General features: G+C 62.2%; 19 protein-coding genes and 1 tRNA gene. 14 read left to right on the forward strand and 6 right to left on the reverse strand.

The window, feature by feature from the left end; genetic code table 11:
• Nucleotides 1–58: 58 nt before the first annotated feature.
• The 13 genes from I6G90_RS05870 (at nucleotide 59) to hypA (ending at nucleotide 13304) form a co-directional block, all read left to right on the forward strand.
• On the forward strand, nucleotides 59–1777 hold the full coding sequence (locus I6G90_RS05870) for a hydrogenase large subunit (protein ID WP_197930230.1): 1719 nt from the start codon (nucleotides 59–61) through the stop codon (nucleotides 1775–1777).
• Nucleotides 1778–1786: 9 nt separating this feature from the next.
• The gene (locus tag I6G90_RS05875) at nucleotides 1787–2347 is read left to right on the forward strand and encodes a formate hydrogenlyase complex iron-sulfur subunit (RefSeq protein ID WP_197930231.1); all 561 of its coding nucleotides are present in this window, start codon (nucleotides 1787–1789) and stop codon (nucleotides 2345–2347) included.
• Entirely contained in the window at nucleotides 2347–3162 is an 816-nt protein-coding gene (locus I6G90_RS05880) for an NADH-quinone oxidoreductase subunit B family protein (RefSeq protein ID WP_005333324.1), read from the forward strand. Before I6G90_RS05875 ends, I6G90_RS05880 begins: the two co-directional genes overlap by 1 nt.
• Nucleotides 3155–3568 carry a formate hydrogenlyase maturation HycH family protein gene (locus tag I6G90_RS05885; RefSeq protein ID WP_011706331.1) on the forward strand — a complete coding sequence of 138 codons (414 nt, stop codon included), beginning with the start codon at nucleotides 3155–3157 and terminating at the stop codon, nucleotides 3566–3568. The genes I6G90_RS05880 and I6G90_RS05885 overlap by 8 nt, the downstream gene beginning before the upstream one ends.
• Nucleotides 3568–4059, forward strand: a complete 492-nt coding sequence (hycI, locus tag I6G90_RS05890; protein ID WP_197930232.1) for a hydrogenase maturation peptidase HycI — start codon at nucleotides 3568–3570, stop codon at nucleotides 4057–4059. The genes I6G90_RS05885 and hycI overlap by 1 nt, the downstream gene beginning before the upstream one ends.
• A 213-nt stretch (nucleotides 4060–4272) precedes the next feature.
• Nucleotides 4273–4364, forward strand: a tRNA-Sec gene (locus tag I6G90_RS05895).
• A gap of 318 nt (nucleotides 4365–4682) precedes the next feature.
• The gene (selA, locus tag I6G90_RS05900; RefSeq protein WP_197930233.1) at nucleotides 4683–6173 is read left to right on the forward strand and encodes an L-seryl-tRNA(Sec) selenium transferase; all 1491 of its coding nucleotides are present in this window, start codon (nucleotides 4683–4685) and stop codon (nucleotides 6171–6173) included.
• Nucleotides 6174–6177: 4 nt separating this feature from the next.
• Nucleotides 6178–8073, forward strand: a complete 1896-nt coding sequence (gene selB / locus I6G90_RS05905) for a selenocysteine-specific translation elongation factor (protein ID WP_197930234.1) — start codon at nucleotides 6178–6180, stop codon at nucleotides 8071–8073.
• On the forward strand, nucleotides 8070–10508 hold the full coding sequence (gene hypF, locus I6G90_RS05910; RefSeq protein WP_197930236.1) for a carbamoyltransferase HypF: 2439 nt from the start codon (nucleotides 8070–8072) through the stop codon (nucleotides 10506–10508). The genes selB and hypF overlap by 4 nt, the downstream gene beginning before the upstream one ends.
• Nucleotides 10509–10513: 5 nt before the next feature.
• Nucleotides 10514–10765, forward strand: a complete 252-nt coding sequence (locus tag I6G90_RS05915) for a HypC/HybG/HupF family hydrogenase formation chaperone (protein ID WP_197930237.1) — start codon at nucleotides 10514–10516, stop codon at nucleotides 10763–10765.
• Nucleotides 10759–11877: a hydrogenase formation protein HypD gene (hypD, locus tag I6G90_RS05920; RefSeq protein WP_197930238.1), complete on the forward strand. Its 1119-nt coding sequence runs from the start codon at nucleotides 10759–10761 to the stop codon at nucleotides 11875–11877. The genes I6G90_RS05915 and hypD overlap by 7 nt, the downstream gene beginning before the upstream one ends.
• Nucleotides 11874–12878, forward strand: coding sequence for a hydrogenase expression/formation protein HypE (gene hypE / locus I6G90_RS05925; RefSeq protein WP_197930239.1), 1005 nt, complete (start codon nucleotides 11874–11876; stop codon nucleotides 12876–12878). Before hypD ends, hypE begins: the two co-directional genes overlap by 4 nt.
• Nucleotides 12879–12962: 84 nt before the next feature.
• Entirely contained in the window at nucleotides 12963–13304 is a 342-nt protein-coding gene (hypA, locus tag I6G90_RS05930) for a hydrogenase maturation nickel metallochaperone HypA (RefSeq protein WP_098969481.1), read from the forward strand.
• Here hypA and I6G90_RS21290 read toward each other — a convergent pair.
• Entirely contained in the window at nucleotides 13282–13662 is a 381-nt protein-coding gene (locus I6G90_RS21290) for a hypothetical protein (protein WP_232254421.1), read from the reverse strand. The genes hypA and I6G90_RS21290 overlap by 23 nt on opposite strands.
• Here I6G90_RS21290 and hypB point away from each other — a divergent pair.
• The gene (gene hypB / locus I6G90_RS05935) at nucleotides 13543–14445 is read left to right on the forward strand and encodes a hydrogenase nickel incorporation protein HypB (protein WP_232254422.1); all 903 of its coding nucleotides are present in this window, start codon (nucleotides 13543–13545) and stop codon (nucleotides 14443–14445) included. The two genes, I6G90_RS21290 and hypB, sit on opposite strands and share 120 nt — an antisense overlap.
• Before the next feature lie 215 nt (nucleotides 14446–14660).
• Here the strand turns inward: hypB and I6G90_RS05940 are convergent, their stop codons facing one another.
• From I6G90_RS05940 to I6G90_RS05960, 5 genes are read right to left on the reverse strand one after another with little or no spacing between them, the layout of a single operon-like run.
• Nucleotides 14661–15302 carry an ATP-binding cassette domain-containing protein gene (locus tag I6G90_RS05940; protein WP_197930241.1) on the reverse strand — a complete coding sequence of 214 codons (642 nt, stop codon included), beginning with the start codon at nucleotides 15300–15302 and terminating at the stop codon, nucleotides 14661–14663.
• Nucleotides 15302–16090 carry an ATP-binding cassette domain-containing protein gene (locus tag I6G90_RS05945; protein WP_197930242.1) on the reverse strand — a complete coding sequence of 263 codons (789 nt, stop codon included), beginning with the start codon at nucleotides 16088–16090 and terminating at the stop codon, nucleotides 15302–15304. Before I6G90_RS05945 ends, I6G90_RS05940 begins: the two co-directional genes overlap by 1 nt.
• The gene (locus tag I6G90_RS05950) at nucleotides 16084–16896 is read right to left on the reverse strand and encodes an ABC transporter permease (protein ID WP_197930243.1); all 813 of its coding nucleotides are present in this window, start codon (nucleotides 16894–16896) and stop codon (nucleotides 16084–16086) included. The genes I6G90_RS05945 and I6G90_RS05950 overlap by 7 nt, the downstream gene beginning before the upstream one ends.
• Complete coding sequence (locus I6G90_RS05955; protein WP_197930245.1) at nucleotides 16886–17890, reverse strand: ABC transporter permease; 1005 nt, start codon at nucleotides 17888–17890, stop codon at nucleotides 16886–16888. The genes I6G90_RS05950 and I6G90_RS05955 overlap by 11 nt, the downstream gene beginning before the upstream one ends.
• Nucleotides 17875–19485 carry an ABC transporter substrate-binding protein gene (locus I6G90_RS05960; protein ID WP_197930246.1) on the reverse strand — a complete coding sequence of 537 codons (1611 nt, stop codon included), beginning with the start codon at nucleotides 19483–19485 and terminating at the stop codon, nucleotides 17875–17877. The genes I6G90_RS05955 and I6G90_RS05960 overlap by 16 nt, the downstream gene beginning before the upstream one ends.
• Nucleotides 19486–19610 lie beyond the last annotated feature (125 nt).

The raw sequence follows: 19610 nt of genomic DNA on the forward strand, positions 1-19610 counted from the left end.
CTTTTTCCGATTTCACCATTTGTGAATGCTCATTCCCGAACATTAAAGTGAGAACTGCATGACCATCGCCATTTCGGATCGCATCGGCTGCGACTACATCCAGCAGGTGCGAGCCCAACTGCCCCACGCCATCGTCGACGAGGAGTGGCAAACTGCCGATCAGGCCACCATCACCGTCAAACCCACCAGTCTGGTCGAGACGGCCAGCCTGATTTTCCACCAGCTGGGGGGCTGGCTTCCGCTCTCCTTTGCCAATGACGAGCGTAGCCTCAACGGCCACTTCGCCGTCTACCACGTCTTCTCCATGGAGGGCGAGACCAAGTGCTGGATCACCGTCAAGGTGCTGGTGGATGCCGATACCCAGGAGTACCCCTCCATCACCCCGACCATTCCGGCGGCGGTGTGGGGCGAGCGGGAGATCCGCGACATGTACGGCCTGCGTGCCATCGGTCTGCCGGACGAACGCCGTCTGGTGCTGCCGGACGACTGGCCGGAGGATATCCATCCCCTGCGCAAGGACGCCATGGATTATCGCCAGCGCCCGATGCCCACCACAGATACCGAGACCTACCCCTTCGTCAACGAGCTCGGCAGTGATGCCAACCGCATCGTGCCGGTCGGCCCGCTGCACATCACCTCGGACGAACCGGGGCACTTTCGTCTGTTCGTCGATGGCGAAGACATCATCGATGCCGACTACCGTCTCTTCTATGTCCATCGCGGCATGGAAAAACTGGCGGAAACCCGCATGGGCTACAACGAAGTGGCGTTTCTGACCGACCGGGTCTGCGGCATCTGCGGCTTTACCCACAGCGTCGCCTACACCACCTCGGTGGAGAACGCCATGGGCATTCCGGTGCCCGAGCGGGCCAAGATGATCCGCGCCGTGCTGCTGGAGGTGGAGCGCCTGCACAGCCATATCCTCAACATCGGTCTGTCGAGCCACTTCACCGGTTTCGACACCGGCTTCATGCAGTTCTTCCGGGTGCGGGAGAAATCCATGACCCTGGCCGAGCTGCTGACCGGTGCCCGCAAGACCTACGGCCTCAACCTGATTGGCGGGGTACGCCGCGACATCTTCAAGGAAGATCGCATCAAGGGTGCCCAGCTGGTGCGCGAGCTGCGTGATGAGCTCAAACCCCTGGTGGCCATGCTGCTGGATACCGCCAACATCTCCTCCCGCCTCATCGGCATCGGCAAGCTCGACCCGCAAATTGCCCGCGATTTCAGCTGCGTCGGCCCCATGGTGCGGGCGAGCGGCTTCAAGCGCGACGTGCGCCGGGTCCACGACTTTGTCGGCTACCGCGAGCTGCCGATGGAGATCCAGACCAAGGCGGGTTGCGACGTGCAATCCCGGGTGCTGGTGCGCATCCACGAGCTCTACGACTCCCTCGACATGATTGAGTTCGGCCTGGAGCACCTGCCGGAGGGGCCGCTGTTGACCGAAGGCTTCACCTACCAGCCGGGCAAGTTTGCGCTGGGCTTTACCGAAGCGCCCCGCGGCGAGAACGTCCACTGGAGCATGACCGGAGATAACCAGAAGCTGTTCCGCTGGCGCTGCCGCGCCGCCACCTACGCCAACTGGCCTGCTCTGCGCTACATGCTGCGCGGCAATACCGTGGCGGATGCACCGCTGATTATCGGCAGTCTGGATCCCTGCTACTCCTGTACCGACCGGGTCACCCTGGTCGACCCCAAGAAGGGCAAATCCACCGTGGTCTCCTACAAGGAGATCGAGCGCTACGGCATCGACCGCAAAAACTCTCCGCTGAAATAAGGGGTCATCATGATCAAGCTGTTCAAGACCATCCTCAAGGCTGGCACCCCGACCGCCAAGTACCCCTTCGCCCCCTACGAGGTGAACCGGGATTTTCGCGGCAAACCGAAATATCAGGCGGATCAGTGCATCGCCTGCGCGGCCTGCACCAAAGCCTGCCCGGCCAACGCGCTGGTGATGGAAGTGGACATGGAGACCGGCGAACGGCGCTGGGAGATCTCCATGGCACGCTGCATCTTCTGCGGCCGCTGCGAAGAGGTCTGCCCGACCCATGCCATCGCCCTCTCCCCCGAGTTCGAGCTGGCGGTGACCAACAAGGCGGATCTCTATGAGGAGGCCCGCTTCGCGCTGGCCCCCTGCACCCTGTGCGGCACCTACTTTGCCCCGAGCAAACTGGTGGCGCTGGTGGAGGACACCCTCAAGCAGGCAGGCACGCCGCTGGCGACCCCGGAGCGACTGCACCACTGCCCCGACTGTAAACGGAAACAGAGCATGCTGAGCCAGCCTGACTCGGCCATGACTACAACACCGATTGCCACACCGATAGCCACACAACAGGAGTGGATGTGATGAGCAAGATCAAAGGCATAGAACCGGTTGTCGGCCATGCCCATACCCGCGCCGTGCCGCTGGCACAGGATCCCGAGATCACCAAACTCAAGAAAACCCTGCTCAAAGACATTCGCCGCTCGGCCTATGTCTATCGGGTCGATTGCGGCGGCTGCAACGCCTGCGAAATCGAGATCTTCGCCACCATCACCCCGCTGTTCGATGCCGAGCGCTTCGGCATCAAGGTAGTCGCCTCCCCCCGTCACGCCGACATCCTGCTCTTTACCGGCGCGGTGACCCGGGCGATGCGGGTACCGGCCCTGCGCGCCTACGAGGCGGCCCCCGATCCCAAGATCTGCATCGCCTACGGCGCCTGCGGCTGTGACGGCGGCATCTTCCACGACCTCTACTGCGTCTGGGGCGGCACCGACAAGATCGTGCCGGTAGATGTCTATATCCCGGGCTGCCCTCCGACACCGGCGGCAACCATCTACGGTTTTGCCGTGGCGCTCGGCCTGCTGGAACAGAAACTCAAAGCCACCAGCCACGAGGTGCAACCGGGTGAGCGGGTCGAACTGCGCCACACCGGCATCCCCAATGAAATCCGGGTGATGATCGAGCGCGAAGCGCGCCGCATGGCCGGTTATCGTCAGGGGCGGATCATCGCCGACGAGTTTATGGCCCTGCTCGAAGGGGCGACCCAGCAGGATGTGGATCTGCGCATCCAGAGCTACCTCGATCAGCACGACGATCCGCGCCTCTCGGAGATCGTCAACAACCTCGCAAATGCCTGCCTCAACCGGGCGGCCGGCAAGGGAGAGGCGGTACATGGCTGACGAGGTTTTCTTCTATCGCCTCTCGCGCAAGTTCGTCGACGAGCAGTTTGACGTGCCGGAAGAGGCAAAGGAGGTGATGTACTACAGCCTCGCCATCGGCCACCACCTCGGCATTGTCGATTGCCTGCGGGCAGATCTGGTCTGCTCGCTGACGGGTTATCGCGACTGGGTAGCCAAGCTGCCAGAGGGGAGTGAAGCGCGCCGCAAGATGGAGGGGTTTCTCACTTTTGGCGAGATCACCATCTATCGCGAGCACTGCCATATGCTGGCCTGCGCCTTCGACCGACTGCGCAAAGCCGACAATCTGCTCGATGAGCAGGAGCTGGGCTGGACCAACACCTTTATGGATCAGCTCACCGCCCTCTTTAACGACCCCCATATGTACCTGATGGTAAGGAGCCGCTGATGGGCTGCAATCTCGTGTTGACCGTGGGCAATGCCATGATGGGGGACGACGGTGCCGGCCCTTATCTCGCCGACAAGCTGCAAGTCGCCCCCCTGTCCGGCTGGACCCATATCGACGGCGGCATCGCGCCGGAAAATGTGGTCTACAAGGTGCGGGAGCTGCAACCAGATCGGGTGGTGCTGGTGGATGCCGCCGAGATCGGCGAGAAGGCGGGTACCCTGCAGGTGATCCCCCCCGAGACCATCGCCGAGATGTTTATCTTCTCGACCCACAATATGCCGCTCAATTTCCTCATCGACGAGCTCAAGACCTTTGTCCCCGAGGTGATCTTTGTCGGGGTACAACCGGCCATCGTGGCGTTCTCCTTCCCGATGACCGAGATGGTGAGCGGGGCCATGGATTATCTCTATGGCCATCTGGAGGATGCCAAGGATAGCAGTTTGTTAATAAAACATCTGGCGCAGTGGAATATTGCCAATGCCGAGCGATAACTATTTATCGAGTTGTTAACGACCGTTATTGACTGACGCTTTTGGCAATGTGATCGAGGCCCGATGTTAAATTAAAAACATCGGGCTAATTGTGCTGAACTTGATATAAAACAAGGTTCTTTGAATTTTTCAAAAAATCGCTAACCCTCGCTTTTTTATGACAAAAAAAGCGTTGCCAGTCACAGAAATTTGCCACAAAATGGCGGCCGTTACGGAAGTTGATGGGGTCTGGTGGCCTCCTCGGTCTTCAAAACCGATGTGAGCCGAGAAGGCTTTGGCAGGTTCGATTCCTGCCTCTTCCGCCAAATTTATCTATTGAGCAAATACCATTTCGCCGATCTTTATCGGTCTGGCATTTATGTTTTATCGCTTGTTCAATATGTTTGAAAGAATACCTGAGTAAAAGGTGCTTGCCGCTTGCCAATATAATCCGAACACAGGTTAACTCGCTGGCCAAAAATTAATTTATCAGCATCGATGAAGCATTAATTTTATACGCGCTCATTTATGCACTCTGTTTGCAGACATCCGCAAACTGCCAGCAGTGCCATAACCCGTCAGCTCGGCCTCTCTATCGGCAAACCGGTGTGCATATCAAACCCACGCACTGCACTGGTAATCCCATGCCGAACCCGTCTCACGCGCCAGCCATCTCCCACCGCCAGCCCGCATCCGGTCCGGCTGCCGACGATTCACAGCCAGATTCACGGCCAGATTCAGAGCAACAGTCCAGCCAGCAACACACGCGCCGTTTGCCGCAAGTGGAACAGCTGCTGCAGCAACCTTTTCTCGCCGGTTTTATCGAGGCGCTGAGCCGCCCGCTGGTGACCCAGGCGGTGCGCGACACCCTGAGTGAACTGCGCCAGAGCGAGGCGTTTCGCCAGCATGGGGTTGCCTCCGAGCAGATCGAAGCGCTGATTGCCAAACGCTGCCGGCAGCAGTTGCGCCAGCGTCAGACCCGGGTGATCAACGCTACTGGTACCGTGGTACACACCAATCTGGGGCGCTCGCCGTTAAGTGCCGATCTGTGGGACGAGGTGCGTGACCTTAACACTGGCTACAACAATCTGGAGCTGGATCTCGCCACCGGTAAACGCGGCGGACGCAAGGGGCTGATCGCCCCCCTGCTCCGTTGCCTCACCCAGGCCGAGGATTCGCTGGTGGTCAACAACAACGCCGCCTCGCTCTTTTTGCTGCTGCAGGAGGTGGCCAAGGGGCGCGAGGTGATCGTCTCGCGCGGCGAGCAGATCCAGATTGGTGGCGGCTTTCGCATCCCCGACATTCTGGCCCTCTCCGGTGCCAAACTGGTGGAGGTGGGCACCACCAATATCACTACCGCCAAAGATTACCTCGATGCCATCACCGATCAGACCGCGCTGGTGCTGATGGTACACAGATCCAATTTCGCCATTCGCGGCTTTACCGAATCCCCCGATATCGGCGAGGTGGCCCGCGCCCTGCCCGAGCACGTGGTGCTGGCGGTGGATCAGGGGTCGGGCTTGACCACCGAGGAGTTTGCACCGGATGAAACCTCGGTGCGCCAGTACATCAAGGCGGGGGCGGATCTGGTCTGCTACTCCGGCGACAAGCTGCTGGGCGGCCCGCAAGCGGGCATCATCAGCGGCCGCAGCGATCTCATCAAGCGGCTGGAAAAACACCCCATGATGCGCACCTTCCGCCCGAGCCGCATCGTCTACTCCCTGCTCGAACGCCTGCTCATCCACAAGCTCAACAAATCTCCCGTCGGCGAGGGTATCGCCCAGCGCACCTTGAGCAACCTGGCCGCCATGCAGGCTAGAGCCTCCCAGCTGATGGCCGCCCTGCCCGGCTGCTTTGTGCCGGTCCCCGCCCAGTTGGTGGTGGGCGGCGGCACCTTGCCGGACGAGTTTTACCCGGCACCGGCGCTGGAATGCACCGACCCGCGCCCGGCCCAGCAGCTGCTCGATGCGCTGCGCGAACTACCGGTGCCGGTCATCGCCACCGTGCGCCAGCAGAAGGTGCTGCTCAATATGGCCACCCTGCTGCCGACCGAGATGGAACTGCTGATCGCCCAACTCAAGGAGTTGCTGCTGCCCGCCCCGTTCAATGCAACAAATGCGACCGAGGAGCCCTGATCCCATGACCCCCTATCGCGCCGTTATCGGCCTTGCCGGCCACGTGGATCACGGCAAGACCCTGCTGATCAAGGCCCTCACCGGCATCACCACCGCCCGCGCCCACGAGCAGGCCATCGGCATGACTCAGGATCTCGGCTTTGCCCACTTCGATGACGGTCAGGGCAACACCATAGGTGTCATCGACGTGCCCGGCCACGAGCGCTATATCCGCAACATGGTGGCGGGGCTCTGGAGTCTGGATCTGGTGCTGCTGGTCATTGCCGCCGACGAGGGGTGGATGCCGATGACCGGCGATCACCTGCGCCTGCTCAAGGCGATGGGGGTGCCGCGTCTCTTGGTCTGCATCAACAAGTGCGATCTGGTCTCCCCCGACGAGCTTTTGCTGTTGGAAGAGCGCCTGCTGGAGCGGGTGATGGACGAGAGCGGCATGGTGCCCGACATCGTCAGCGTCAGCGCCAAAACCGGCGCCAATATAGCTGCCCTGCACGCCGCTATCGTACGTCAGCTTGCCGATCTGCCAGCCTCACACGCTGCTCGCGAACAGGGCGCCCCGCGACTGTATGTAGACAGAGTCTTTACCGCCAACGGCACCGGCACCGTGCTTACCGGCACCTTGCAGCAGGGCTGCCTCAGGGTGGGGGACAAGCTGCGCCTCTACCCCGCCGATCGGGAAGTGCAGGTGCGCTCCCTGCAGGCCTATCACCAGAGCGTCGACGAGATTGGCGCCGTCTGCCGGGTAGCGGTGGGCCTTAAAAAAGTGCCCCACAAGGCGGTGGCCCGCGGTCACTGCCTTACCAACGCCGCTGGCCAGTGCGAGGCGGCAACCCACCTTATCGTGCGACTCAACGCCGAGAGCCTGAGCGACAAGACGCTACGCCCCTCTCTGCACAACAAGGAGGTCGAAGTGGCCCTCGGCAGCTGGCATGGCCGGGCCCGTTTTGTCCCCATCAAGGAGACCCGGCTGGCACGGCTGATCTTTACCAGCCCCATCCCCTGCTTCTTCGGCCAGCCGCTTGCCATCATTCGCCACGGCAGCAGCGAACTGCTGCACGGCGCCCGTATCGTCTGGTGCGGCGATATCCACCCCGCCAGACGCAAAACGCTGCACGCCCTGCTGGGCGAGCTGCCGGATCTGCTGGAACACTACAACCCCGCTACCCTGCAGCTGGGGCTCAACGGCTATGTGCTGGCAAGCCGCTTTGACCAGCGGCCCGAGCAGGTCACCCCCCTCGGTGAGTGGCTGCTGGATAACTGCTGGCTGGCCCAAAGCCGCGACCAGCTGCTCGCTACGCTGGCCAGCGAACCGCTCAGCGCCATGGAACTGGCGACCCGCTTTGGCATCGCCTTGCCGGTCACTCAAGCACTGCTCCAGCAGCTTAAGAGCGAGCAACTCATTCGCCTGCACCATGACAAGTGGCAACCGGGCAGCGGCGAGTCGGAAGATGATTTGGGGGAAGAGGCGCAGCTGGTGCTCAAAGTAGTGCGAGATCAAGGCAAGGAGGGTTACGAGCCCGGTAAACTGGGCCCCGGCGGCGTGGAGCTGGACCCCTTTATCACCCGCAAGCTGCCCGCCGCCCTGCAGCAGGGCTTGCAGCAAAAAGGCGCTCTGCAAAAGCAGCTGCGCAATCTGGCGCGACTCAAGTATCTGGTGCAGCTCGATGGCCCCATCTACTACGACGCCGCCCTTTACAACCAGATGGTCGCCGACGTGCTGGCGGGCCAACAGGTGGGAGATCTGATCGACATGGCATCCCTCAAGGAGATCACCGGTTTGTCGCGTAAATACGCCATTCCGTTCTGCCTGCGCATGGAGATGGATGGCTGGGTACGGCGCGAGGAGAACGAGCGCCGGGTGCTGCGTTTGCCGCAGACTCAAGATGAGATGGAGCCGGCATGAGCGCCACCATCGCCCCCTCAGGCTCTTCCAATCCGGTCGCCAACCGGCTGCGCCGCGAATTTCATATCGACGGTATCGTGCAGGGGGTCGGCTTTCGCCCCTTCGTCTATGGGCTGGCACTGCGCCACGGCCTTGCCGGTTATGTGCTGAACGACGCCAACGGCGTCACCATAGGTGCCGAGGGCTCCGCCGAGCAGCTGGCCAGCTTTGCCCGCGAACTGCGGGAACTGGCGCCGCCCTTAAGCCGAATCGATCACTTCAGCGAGCGGGAACTGCCCTTCGCTCATGATCCCGACTTCGATGGCCAATTTCATGGCCAGTTTCGAATTAAAGCCAGCCAGCAGCAGAGCGCCGCCACGGTCGCCATCTCGCCGGATCAGGGAATGTGCGAGGCATGCGCCACGGATGTGGCCAATCCCAACGATCGCCACCACCACTACCCCTTTGCCAACTGCACCCACTGCGGCCCGCGCTACACCATCATCCGCCGCCTCCCCTACGATCGGCCCCACACCGCCATGGCGGGCTTTGCCATGTGCCCGCGCTGCGCGGCGGCCTATGAAAACCCGCTGGACAGACGCTACCACGCCCAGCCGGTGAGCTGCCCCGAGTGCGGACCACATCTCACCTGGCGCTCCGGCCGCGGCGATGCGCTGGCCGAGCGCGAGGATGCCCTGCAGGCCGCTGCAAGCGCCCTGCATGCAGGCGCGCTGATTGCAGTCAAGGGGATGGGGGGGTATCACCTGATATGTGATGCCCGCAATGAACAGAGTGTTGCCAGATTGCGAACGCTCAAGCGGCGCGCGCGAAAGCCGCTGGCGGTGATGGTGGGCTCCCTTGCCGAGGCCAAATTCCATGTCACCGGCTGCGAGGCAGAGTGGACGCTGCTCGCCTCTCAAGCCAAACCCATCACCTTGCTGCGCAAGCGCATTAACGATAATCGGCTCTCAGAATCCCTACTGACAACCGCGCAGCTGGCCGAGGGGATCGCCCCCGGCATCCCTTACCTTGGCGTCATGCTCCCCTATACCCCGCTCCATCAGTTGCTGCTGGATGCCTGTGCCATGCCGCTGGTCGCCACCAGCGCCAATGGGCGCGGCAGCCCAATCCTTGTCGAGTGCGAGGCGGTGGTCAGGGAACTCGGCTGCGAGATTGACGGCATCCTGGATCACAACCGCCCCATACTGCACCCCTGCGACGACAGTCTGGTGCAGTGGGCAGGCGGGCGACGCCAGACGTTGCGCCTCGCCCGGGGCTATGCCCCCTGCACTCCCAGCCTGCAAGAGGCGGTCAAGGCGCCGTTGCTGGCGGTCGGGGCGCAACAGAAGAACCAGCTGGCGCTCGCCTTCGGCCGCCAGCGCATCTACAGCCCCTATATCGGCGATCTGCACAGCCTGCCGATGCAGGAGCACTTCGAGCAGACCCTGGCCACCTTTCGCGAACTCTACGATCTCAAACCCGAAGTTCTGGTCTCGGATCGCCACTCTGGCTACCTCAGCCACCAGTGGGCCAAAAGCTATTGCCAAGATCAGGGTGCAACCCACCTCGAGGTGCAGCACCATCATGCCCACCTGCTGGGGGTGATGGCCGAGCACAACATCACGGGCCCGGTGCTGGGTGTTGCCTTCGATGGCACCGGCCTTGGCGATGACGGCACCCTCTGGGGTGGCGAGCTGCTGCTGGCAGATGTTCAGGGCTTTACGCGGGTTGCCCACCTCACCCCCTTCAAGCTGATCGGCGGTGAGGCGGCCATTCACGAGCCGGTGCGCCAGCTGCTGGGGCTGCTGTTTGAATCGCACAGTCCTGAGCAGATCAGTGCCCTCGATATTCCGTTGATCAACAAGTTGCCATCAGAGCGGATCAGCAACCTGCACCAGCTCTGGCATCTCGGTCGCAACGCCCCCTACACCAGCTCCATCGGTCGGCTGTTCGATGCGGTGGCGGCGCTGCTGGGGGTGATCGATACCCCGGATTACGAGGGCGAAGCCGGGCTCTTGCTGGAGGCGGCCGCCTTGCAGCTGCTTCCCGATGAAACGCCCTTCCCCCTCGCCTTTGGCCTGCACCAGAGCGCAGAGGGGCCGCTGCAGATCCAGTGGGTCGAGCTCATCAATACCCTTGTCAGCGAGCGGCGCACAGGCACCGCCACCGCCAGCCTGGCCGCCGGTTTTATCTGCGCCATCAGCAATCTGGTCATCGCCCTGGCCGAGCGCTTCCCCGGCTATCCGGTGGCGCTCGGGGGCGGCGTATTTCAAAACCGGGTACTGATGGATCAGCTGGTGCCCGCGATCGAAGCGGCCGGCCGGCAGGTATTGGCCAGCGAAACCCTGCCGCTCAATGACGGTGGCATCGCCGCCGGTCAGCTCTGGTTTGCCATCCACCATCTTGCCACGCTTCAGCCTGTCACAACCGGTTGTGCCACCTTGTCGGAGTCCTGAAATCCATGTGTCTATCCATCCCCTCTCAGGTGGTGCAGCTGCACCCCGAAGATAACTGCGTCACCGTCGATACCCTGGGAGTGCAGCGGCGCGTCAGCTGCATGCTGCTCGAAGAGCCCCTCCAGGTGGGCGACTATGTGCTGCTCCACATCGGCTTTGTGATGAGCAAGATTGACGAAGAGGAGGCGCAGGCCAGCCTCGATAGCTTCCGCCAGATGGTGGCCCTGATGCCCAAGCAGGATATCTTGCCATGCTGACACTCAATGATCTCTTTCAGGGCTTTCGCCAGCCCGAAGTGATCCGCGCCCTCGCCGCCCAGATCACCGAACTGGCCAAAGATCTGCCCGAGCCGCTGCGGGTGATGGAGGTGTGCGGCGGCCATACCCACACCATCATGAAGTACGGCCTGCACCAGCTGCTACCGGCCAGCATCGAGTTTGTCCACGGCCCCGGCTGCCCGGTCTGCATCATGCCCAAAGAGCGCATCGATCAGGCCATCGAGCTGGCTAGCCAGCCCAGCGTCATTCTGGTTACCCTGGGAGACATGATCCGGGTGCCGGGCTCCAAAGGCACATTGGCCCAACAGCGCGCCAAGGGGAGCGATATCCGCCCGGTCTATGACCCCCTCGATGCCCTGCGCATCGCCCGTGAAAACCCGGACAAAACCGTGGTCTTCTTCGCCATCGGTTTCGAGACCTCTACCCCCATGACAGCGGCGCTGCTGGCTGCGGCTGAAGCTGAAGGGATTGAGAACCTCTTGTTTCATATCAACCATGTGCTGGTGCCGCCCGCCATTCACGCGGTGATGGCCGACGGGGTGGCCAAGGTGAACGCCTTTATCGGCCCCTCCCACGTCAGCGTCATCACCGGCGCCGATATCTACCTGCCCATCGTCGATCGCTATCAGGTGCCGGTAGTGGTGAGTGGCTTCGAACCGGTGGATGTGATGGAGGCGCTCTTGATGATGGTGCGCCAGAAGGTGGAAGGCCGCTACGCGCTGGAGGTGCAGTACAGCCGCGCCGTCACCGCCAGTGGCAATAAAGCCGCCCAGCGGCTGGTCGAGCGCTATTTCGAGACCCGCGAGCACTTTCGCTGGCGGGGTCTGGGGGATATCAACGCCTCCGCCCTGCGCCTGCGCGATGCGTTTGCCAAGCGCGATGCGGAGCGTCACTTTGCGCTCAATCAGACCCCCATCGACGATCACAAGGCGTGCCAGTGTGCCGATATCCTGCGCGGCTTGGCCAAGCCGAACCAGTGCAAAGTCTTTGGCCGGGGCTGCACCCCGACCCAGCCCATGGGCAGCTGCATGGTCAGCTCCGAGGGGGCCTGCAATGCCTACTACCGATATATGGGGATCCAGGAACAATGAGAGAAATCCAACTTAGCCACGGCGGCGGTGGCGTCGAGATGAACCAGCTGATCAACCAGCTCTTCTTTCGCCACTTTGGTAACGAGATCCTGCTGCGCGGTGAAGATGCCGCCCTGCTGCCGGTAAACGGCCCCGTCGCCTTTACCACCGACAGCTTTACCGTCTCGCCGCTCTTCTTCGAGGGGGGTGATATCGGCAAGCTGGCCATCGCCGGTACGGTCAACGATCTCGCCATGATGGGGGCCAAACCGGAATACCTCAGTTGCAGCTTTATCATCGAGGAGGGGTTCCCCTACGCCGATCTCACCCGCATCGTCGAATCGATGGCCGCTGAACTTGCCAAGAGCGGTGCCCGCATCGTCTGCGGCGACACCAAGGTGGTGCCCAAGGGAGCGGCCGACAAGATCTTTATCAACACCAGCGGGGTCGGCACCTTCCCCATGCCCGAACAGAGCCGGGGCATCTCGGTGCGAAACCTCAAGGCCGGTGACGCCATTCTGGTGTCGCGGGATATCGGCAGCCACGGCGCCTGCATCCTGATGGCCCGTGACGCCCTGCAACTGGGATCGGAGCTCAAGAGCGACTGCACCACTCTCTGGCCGCAGGTAGAAGCACTGCTAAAAGCTGGCATTACCCCTCACGCCCTGCGCGATGCCACCCGCGGTGGCCTCGCCGCGGTGCTCAACGAGTGGAGCAGCGCCTCCGGCGTTGCCATCGAGCTGGAGGAGTCCGCCATTCCGGTGTGCGATCCGGTGCGTGGCCTGTGCGAGCTCTATGGCTTCGAGCCCCATGATCTCGCCAACGAGGGAACCATGGTGCTGGCCCTGCCTGCCGAACAGGCGCAGGACGCACTGGGCATCTTGCGGCAATTCAACCCCGCCGCCAGCCAGATTGGCGTGGTGCAGACAAGCGATCGCCACAAGGTGATCCTCAACAACCCCTGGGGCAGCCGCCGTTATCTGGAGCTACCGCAGGGGGAACTGCTCCCACGGATCTGTTGATCGGCAATGTCGTTCACCCATATGCCGTTTTCCCAATTAGGGGGAGGAGTCACAGCTCTTCCCCATATCGGTTAAGGAGCCACCATGCACGAAATGTCTCTGGCCATGGCTGCCATCGATCTGGCGGCCGAGCAGGCCACCCAGCGGGGCTTTAACAAGGTGACCGCCCTCTGGCTCGAGGTCGGCAGTTTCTCCTGCGTCGACCCGGACACCATTGCCTTCTGTTTCGAGGCGGCCGCCAAGGGCACCGCCGTCGAAGGAGCCCAACTTCACTTCCTGCACCAAGCGGCAGAAGCCTGGTGTTACGACTGCAACAAGACGGTCACCCTCACCGAGCGCGGGCAAGCCTGCCCCGAGTGTGGCGGATACAAATTACGAGTCGCGCAGGGCGATAGCCTGCGCATCACCGACATCGAGGTAAGTTGATATGTGTAGCGTATGCGGATGCGGCCAGGCGCGGATCGCCGGCCATGAGCACGATCATGAGCATCATCACGAACATGAACATCACCATGAACATGGTCATGAGCACGACCATCATCATGCTCATGACGCGCATCACCATCATGACCACGAGCAGAGCGCACCACGTACTCTGATCATTCACCACCACTACCACCATCAGGGGGATGTCCATCACCACTACCACGGCGTCCGGGCGCCAATGGGTGCAGAGGGTCATGATCACCCCCATGACCATCATCATGATCATGCCCACCCGCATCAGCATGGCCATTCCCATGACCACGGGCATTCCCACGCTCATCCACATGACCACAGCCATGAGCATGAGCATGAGCATGAGCATGAACATGAGCATGAGCATGACCATGACCATGACCATGACCATGACCATGACCATTTGCAGGCTGATCTGCACTACGGCAAAGGGGAAGCGGGATTGTCGGTCCCCGGTATGGGGCAGCGCCAGCTGATCGCCATCGAGATGGATGTGCTGGCCAAGAACAATGCCTTGGCGGCCCACAACCGCGAACACTTCGACGAGGCGGCCCAGCTGGTGCTCAATCTGGTGTCGAGCCCGGGTTCAGGCAAGACCACTTTGCTGTGCGAAACCCTGCGCCAGCTGGCCGACAAACGTCCCTGCGCGGTGATCGAAGGGGATCAGCAGACCAGCGCCGATGCGGATCGCATTCGTGCCACCGGCGTCCCTGCCGTGCAGATCAATACCGGCAAGGGCTGCCATCTGGACGCCAAGATGGTCCACGACGCCTGCCACCAGCTGCCTGCCAATGAAGGGGGCATCCTCTTTATCGAGAACGTGGGCAATTTGGTCTGCCCCGCCAGCTTCGATCTCGGCGAGAAGTACAAGGTGGCGATCCTCTCGGTCACCGAGGGGGAAGAGAAACCCCTCAAGTACCCGGACATGTTCGCCGCCGCCCAGCTGATGGTGATCAACAAGATTGATCTGCTGCCCTATGTCAGCTTTGACGTGACCCGCTGCATCGAGAACGCCAAACGAGTCAACCCCTATATTCAGGTGATCCAGGTCAGCGCCACCACCGGCGAAGGGATGGATGCCTGGCTCAACTGGCTGGCCACGGCATGAAACAGTTAAGCGCCGCTGATAACTGTGGATAACAAGAGAGGGAGGCTGATGCCTCCCTCTCTTTATCTGCGCACTTTGCCAACGGCTCTCTTTGTCCAGAATGGCCAGAGTTTCATACTCGCCCCTCACCCTAGCCCTCTCCCCAGGGAGAGGGAACCGTCAGCTCCCTTCTCCCCTTGCGGGAGAAGGGTTGGGGATGAGGGGGGAACTAACTATCAGGCCGCGCTTTCAGCCAACACATCCATCGCAAGTGGCACCTCACCAAAGCGCAGCACCCGATGGCAGATCTGGCGCAACAGCGCCTGCTGGTGACTGAAGATCACCATGCCAAGCCCGCGCTGCTCGCACTCAATCATTAACTCCCGCCAGAGTTGACGCTGAATTTGCGGATCCAGCTGGGCGGTCACCTCATCGGCAATCAGCAGACGGGTACGGGGATCGAGGGCGCGCAGCAGCGCGATGCGGGCCAGCTCACCGCCGGAGAGCTGGCCGGGTTTACGACTGAGCCACGCAGGCTTGACCATAAAGCGAGCCAGCATGGCGTCATCGGGGCGCCACACATCCCAGAGCGCCTGCCCTGTGGTGCGATAGGGATTGAAGGTGAGTTCCGGATGCTGGGGCACCAGCTGGATGGGGTTGTAGCCTTTTATCTGTTCAGGCACCGGCTGCCCATCCAGCCGCATTTCCCCGCTTCCCCGAACCGGTTGCCAACTCGCCAATACCCGCCCCAGCGTGGTCTTGCCGTAGCCGCTCGGGGCAGAGATGCCGAGCCGCTCGCCCGCTTTCACCGTCAGCGACAACCCCTGCCAGAGGGGGCGTTCCCCCTGGGCGATGGTGAGCTCTCGTACTTCAAACATCAGGAAACCTCCGGCACAGAGAAGAGCGTGTTGAACTCCGGCAGTGCCTGCCAGTGGGCACGGAGCATCTCGCTCCCCTGCCCCTGGCGCAGGTGGTGGCAGCTCAAGGTATCGCTCACCTGCCCCTGATGCAGCGCCACGATGCGATCGGCAAAACGGGCCGCCAGCGCCAGATCGTGGGTGACCCAGAGGATGCCGCTGCCCTGATTGGCCAATTCACGCAACTGGCCTAGCAGCAGACAGGCCAGCCCCTCGTCGAGCCAGGCAGTGATCTCGTCCGCCAGAATGTAGCGGGCGCCACCGAGCGCCGCGGTGCAGGCCAGAATGCGCTTGGCCATGCCGCCGGAGAGCTGGCGCGGGTATCTGTCCAGGGTGGCAGCGGGCAGCTGATAGCGCAGCAGTTGCTCGCCAAGCCGCTCGCGAGAACCGCTCTGGCCGCACAGACGCGCCGCGCGGCAAAGCTGGCGCTCCACCGTCAGCAGCGGATTGAGGGCGCTCACCCCCTGCGGCACATAGCAGAGGGTGTGGCCGCGCAAACGGGCACGGCTGGCATCGCACAGGGGCACGCCATCAAGGGAGATGGCGCCGCGCATCCGCAGGTTGTCTGGCAGCAGGGTCAGGGCACTTTGCAGCAGCAGGCTCTTGCCCTCGCCACTCCCTCCCACCAGCGCCACTATCTCCCCCGGCGCCAGTTGCAGGCTGATATCGGTCAGCAATGGCTGCCAGTTGCGCCGCCCCAGCCAGGAGTAGTGGGCAGCTTCTATGGTCACATGGTCGAAGCTCAGCATTGTTCACTCCCAAACCAGAGTTGTTGTAGGGCGCGGGTAGCTTGATCAAACAGTAAAACCAAGGTCAGCAGCATCAGACCGGGGAAGAGGGCCAGCCACCAGCCGCCCCCAGCCAGATAGCGCAGGGCATCGGCCAGCAGCAGACCAAGGGAGGCCTCATGAGCTGCCAGCCCAAAGCCGAGAAAACTCAAGGCGGCGCTGTGCAACACCGCATGGGGAAACATCAGCAAGGTGCCGATAAACCACTGGGGCAACAACCCTGGCAGCAGGTGGGTGCGCCAGCGACGCAGCGCCCCCATCCCCTGACAGCGGGCCAGTACCACATAGTCACTGCAGGCGATCCGCCGCGCCTCCGCGCAGAGGATCAGCGCCAGCTTGGGCCAGTGGGTGAGCGCCACCGCCAGGATCACCCCGCGCATGCCGCCCCCCACGGTAAAGCAGATCAGGATCAGCAGCAGCATATGGGGCAGCGCCAGCATGGCGTCGATCACCATTCGCACCGCCGCATCGCATCTGGGATGAATGAGCGACACGCTTGCCGCCACCATGGCCAGCAGGCCACTGCACAGGGCCGTACTGATCCCCAGCTCCAGACTGGTGAGGGTGCCCTGAAAGGCCCGCAACCAGAGATCCCGCCCCATCTGATCGGTGCCGAACCAGTGGGCCAGCGAGGGGGGCTGCTGGCGCGCCAGCAGATCCATCGGTACATCCTGAGCCGACAAGCTCCAGCCGTAAGCGGCCAGCAGGGCCAGCCCGATCAGGGCCACGGCCAAGCGCACGATGGAGGGGAACGGATTAAACAGCATGCTCGCCCTCCCAACCCCGGTTGATGTGGGCCAGCAGCAAACTGGCCACCGTGTTGCCAATAAAGACCAGCAGGGTGCAGAACAGCACTATGCCCATCAGCAAGGGGATATCTCCCCTAAGCCCCGCATCCACGGTGGCCTGCCCGAGCCCCGGATAAGAGAAGACCTTCTCTGCCAAGAGCGACCCGCCAATCAGCTCACCGAGGGAAGCAAACTGCAGGCAGAGCGCCGGAGTCAGGGCGTGGCGCAACACATGAAAACGCAGCATGGGCCAGCCGCCATCCCCTTGGGCGCGGGCGTAACGGATAAAGTCGCTCTCCAGCACCTCGGCCACCCGCCCCCGGGTATGCAGGGCAATGTTGCCCACCCCGAGCAGCGCCAGCGTGGTAACCGGCAGCAGCAGATGGCGCGCCCGCATAGCCCAGTCAGCCTCATCGGCAGCGAGGCCCGGCGTCCAGGCACAGCAGACAGGGAGCAACGGCCAGTGCACCGCAAACAGCGCCAGCAGCAACAGGCCGACCCAGAAGGTGGGCAGGGTGGCGAGCAGGTAGGCAAAGCGGCAGATAAGGCGATCGGGCCAGCGGTTGAGATAGCGACCGGCGCACAGCCCCAACAGAATGCCAACAAAGCCGGAGAGCAGCCAGGCACCCGCCAGCAGCAGGAAGGAGGCGGCAAAGCGGCTGCCAATCACCTGAGCCACAGGGGCGTTATAGAGCATGGAGTAACCGAGATCCCCCTGCAGCACCTGGCTAAACCAGTGCCAGTAGCGCAGCCAGAGCGGCTGATCCAGCCCCCAGCGGGCGGCGATGCGGGCGTACTGCTCCGGTGGCACATGGAGCAGATCGTTGCCGATATAGGCCTTGATGGGATCGATGGGGGAGTAGCTGAGCAACACAAAGGTCGCGACCGACACCAAGCATAAAAGCCCTGCCAAACGCAGCAGGGCTTTCACAGTGACGCTCATCATGGTGGACGAACTTAGCGGCACGTCCACCGCCAATCCTGCAGGTTGTTGAGGAGTGACCAGCTACCGTGGATCTCTGGCGCTCCCTTGCCAAGATCAATACAGCGGTTGGCCAGATAAGTGTGCTGCACATTGAGCAGCCAGGCCCAGGCGGCATCTCCCTGTACCCCTGCGCCGGTCTTGCCATCCCACTCAACCTGCTGCCAGAACGGCACGGCCGCCTGCCAGTCGGTGGCATCGAGCGCCTGCTTGAGGTGGCCATCCACCACAGGGTTGCTGTAATAGCCCGGGTTGTAGAACTCCACGCCGCCTGAGCCGCTCTGGTAGTGGTGATAGAGCTCCATGGGGTCCAGACTCCCCCACCCCATCAGCACCGGATTGGCGTGCATCTCGCGCTCCACCTGCTCCCAGCTGCCAGATTTGAGGCTCACGTCGAGACCGATGGGTTTGAGCATGGCCCGCACCGCTTCCGCCAGATCCCGGCGAGTACTGTCACCGCTGGTGTACCAGAGGGTAAAGGCGGCGCGCAGGTCGCCCTTGTGACGAATGCCGTCACTGCCCATCTTCCAGCCTGCCTCGTCGAGCAGGGTGTTGGCATGGGCGGCATCGCCATCCTTGAAGGCGGTGGCCTTGTTCAGCCAGGGCAAGCCTTCCACCGCGCTGTAAGCGGGGATGGCGTGCCCTTCCAGCAGCTGATCGGCCAACAACTTGCGGTCGATGGCGTAGTTGATGGCGCGGCGCACCGCCACATCCGAGGTCACGTCGTTGCCGATGGGATACCCCTTGGCATCTTTTTTACCAGCAGCAGGAATGGGGAAGACGATGCCGCGATTCTCCACACTCGGACGCACCCAAAGTTTGAGGGTGTCGGGTACGGTGGGCGCCAGCGAGGGGGCGATGCGCACCAGATCGAGTTGATTGCTCTGGGCAGCGGCATAGGCGCTCTCTTCATCGATAAAGACAAACACCAGCCGTTTGAAGTCGTTGTTGCCACCGGCGTAATAGGGGTTCGCCTCAACTACCAGCTGCTGACCGGGCAGGAAGCTCACCAACCGGTAAGGGCCTGCGCCGACTGGCTTTTGGGCGTACGCTTTGGCGTCGTAATCCTTCTTCGACACGATACCGAGCGATCCCAGCACGTTGACGAAGGTACTCTGGGGGGCGCTCAGGGTGATGGCAACCTCGGTAGGCGAGAGCACTTTGGCCGAGACAAAGTTGCCCATGTCGATCTTGCCGCCGCCCTGGGCCGCGCTGTTGTAGGTAAAGGCCACATCCTCGGCGGTGAGCGGCGCGCCATTGGAGAATTTCAGGCCGGGCTTGAGGGTAATGAGCCACCCCTTGCCGTCCTTGTTCGGGGTCACCGATTGGGTGAGCACATTCTGCCAGCCGAGATCGGCGTTTTGTTTAAGCAGCGGGCTGTGCAGCAGCAGGTAGCTGCCGTGGCTCCAGCCGAGCAGAGGGTCAAACCCTTCGGTGGGTTCACTGCCGATGGCAAGCTTGAGTTCGGCGGGAACCGGTTGGGCAGCGGCCAAAGCTGTGTGGGAGGCGGTGCCCAGCAGCAGAGTCAGCAGGGCGGCCGCACGGGTGCCACCGTAATGGCGAAGGGAATTGCGAGAAACAGTCATGGGGATCCTTCTTGTTTGTACCACTCACGCGTTATCACTCAAAAAAGAGGGGGAATGCGTGTCAGAAAGTGCAAGTTAGGGGCCAAAATGGCCCCCTATTCTAAACTTGATTTCGTGTGAAACCT

Origin of the sequence: Aeromonas allosaccharophila (assembly GCF_016026615.1) — a bacterium.
Classification (GTDB): Bacteria; Pseudomonadota; Gammaproteobacteria; order Enterobacterales; family Aeromonadaceae; genus Aeromonas; species Aeromonas allosaccharophila.

Coding starts and splice junctions, on each gene's coding strand:
- I6G90_RS05870 (WP_197930230.1), top strand. CDS start 59: ATGACCATCGCCATTTCGGATCGCATCGGCTGCGACTACATCCAGCAG.
- I6G90_RS05875 (WP_197930231.1), top strand. CDS start 1,787: ATGATCAAGCTGTTCAAGACCATCCTCAAGGCTGGCACCCCGACCGCC.
- I6G90_RS05880 (WP_005333324.1), top strand. CDS start 2,347: ATGAGCAAGATCAAAGGCATAGAACCGGTTGTCGGCCATGCCCATACC.
- I6G90_RS05885 (WP_011706331.1), top strand. CDS start 3,155: ATGGCTGACGAGGTTTTCTTCTATCGCCTCTCGCGCAAGTTCGTCGAC.
- hycI (WP_197930232.1), top strand. CDS start 3,568: ATGGGCTGCAATCTCGTGTTGACCGTGGGCAATGCCATGATGGGGGAC.
- selA (WP_197930233.1), top strand. CDS start 4,683: ATGCCGAACCCGTCTCACGCGCCAGCCATCTCCCACCGCCAGCCCGCA.
- selB (WP_197930234.1), top strand. CDS start 6,178: ATGACCCCCTATCGCGCCGTTATCGGCCTTGCCGGCCACGTGGATCAC.
- hypF (WP_197930236.1), top strand. CDS start 8,070: ATGAGCGCCACCATCGCCCCCTCAGGCTCTTCCAATCCGGTCGCCAAC.
- I6G90_RS05915 (WP_197930237.1), top strand. CDS start 10,514: ATGTGTCTATCCATCCCCTCTCAGGTGGTGCAGCTGCACCCCGAAGAT.
- hypD (WP_197930238.1), top strand. CDS start 10,759: ATGCTGACACTCAATGATCTCTTTCAGGGCTTTCGCCAGCCCGAAGTG.
- hypE (WP_197930239.1), top strand. CDS start 11,874: ATGAGAGAAATCCAACTTAGCCACGGCGGCGGTGGCGTCGAGATGAAC.
- hypA (WP_098969481.1), top strand. CDS start 12,963: ATGCACGAAATGTCTCTGGCCATGGCTGCCATCGATCTGGCGGCCGAG.
- hypB (WP_232254422.1), top strand. CDS start 13,543: ATGGGTGCAGAGGGTCATGATCACCCCCATGACCATCATCATGATCAT.
- I6G90_RS21290 (WP_232254421.1), bottom strand. CDS start 13,662: ATGGCTGTGGTCATGTGGATGAGCGTGGGAATGCCCGTGGTCATGGGA.
- I6G90_RS05940 (WP_197930241.1), bottom strand. CDS start 15,302: ATGTTTGAAGTACGAGAGCTCACCATCGCCCAGGGGGAACGCCCCCTC.
- I6G90_RS05945 (WP_197930242.1), bottom strand. CDS start 16,090: ATGCTGAGCTTCGACCATGTGACCATAGAAGCTGCCCACTACTCCTGG.
- I6G90_RS05950 (WP_197930243.1), bottom strand. CDS start 16,896: ATGCTGTTTAATCCGTTCCCCTCCATCGTGCGCTTGGCCGTGGCCCTG.
- I6G90_RS05960 (WP_197930246.1), bottom strand. CDS start 19,485: ATGACTGTTTCTCGCAATTCCCTTCGCCATTACGGTGGCACCCGTGCG.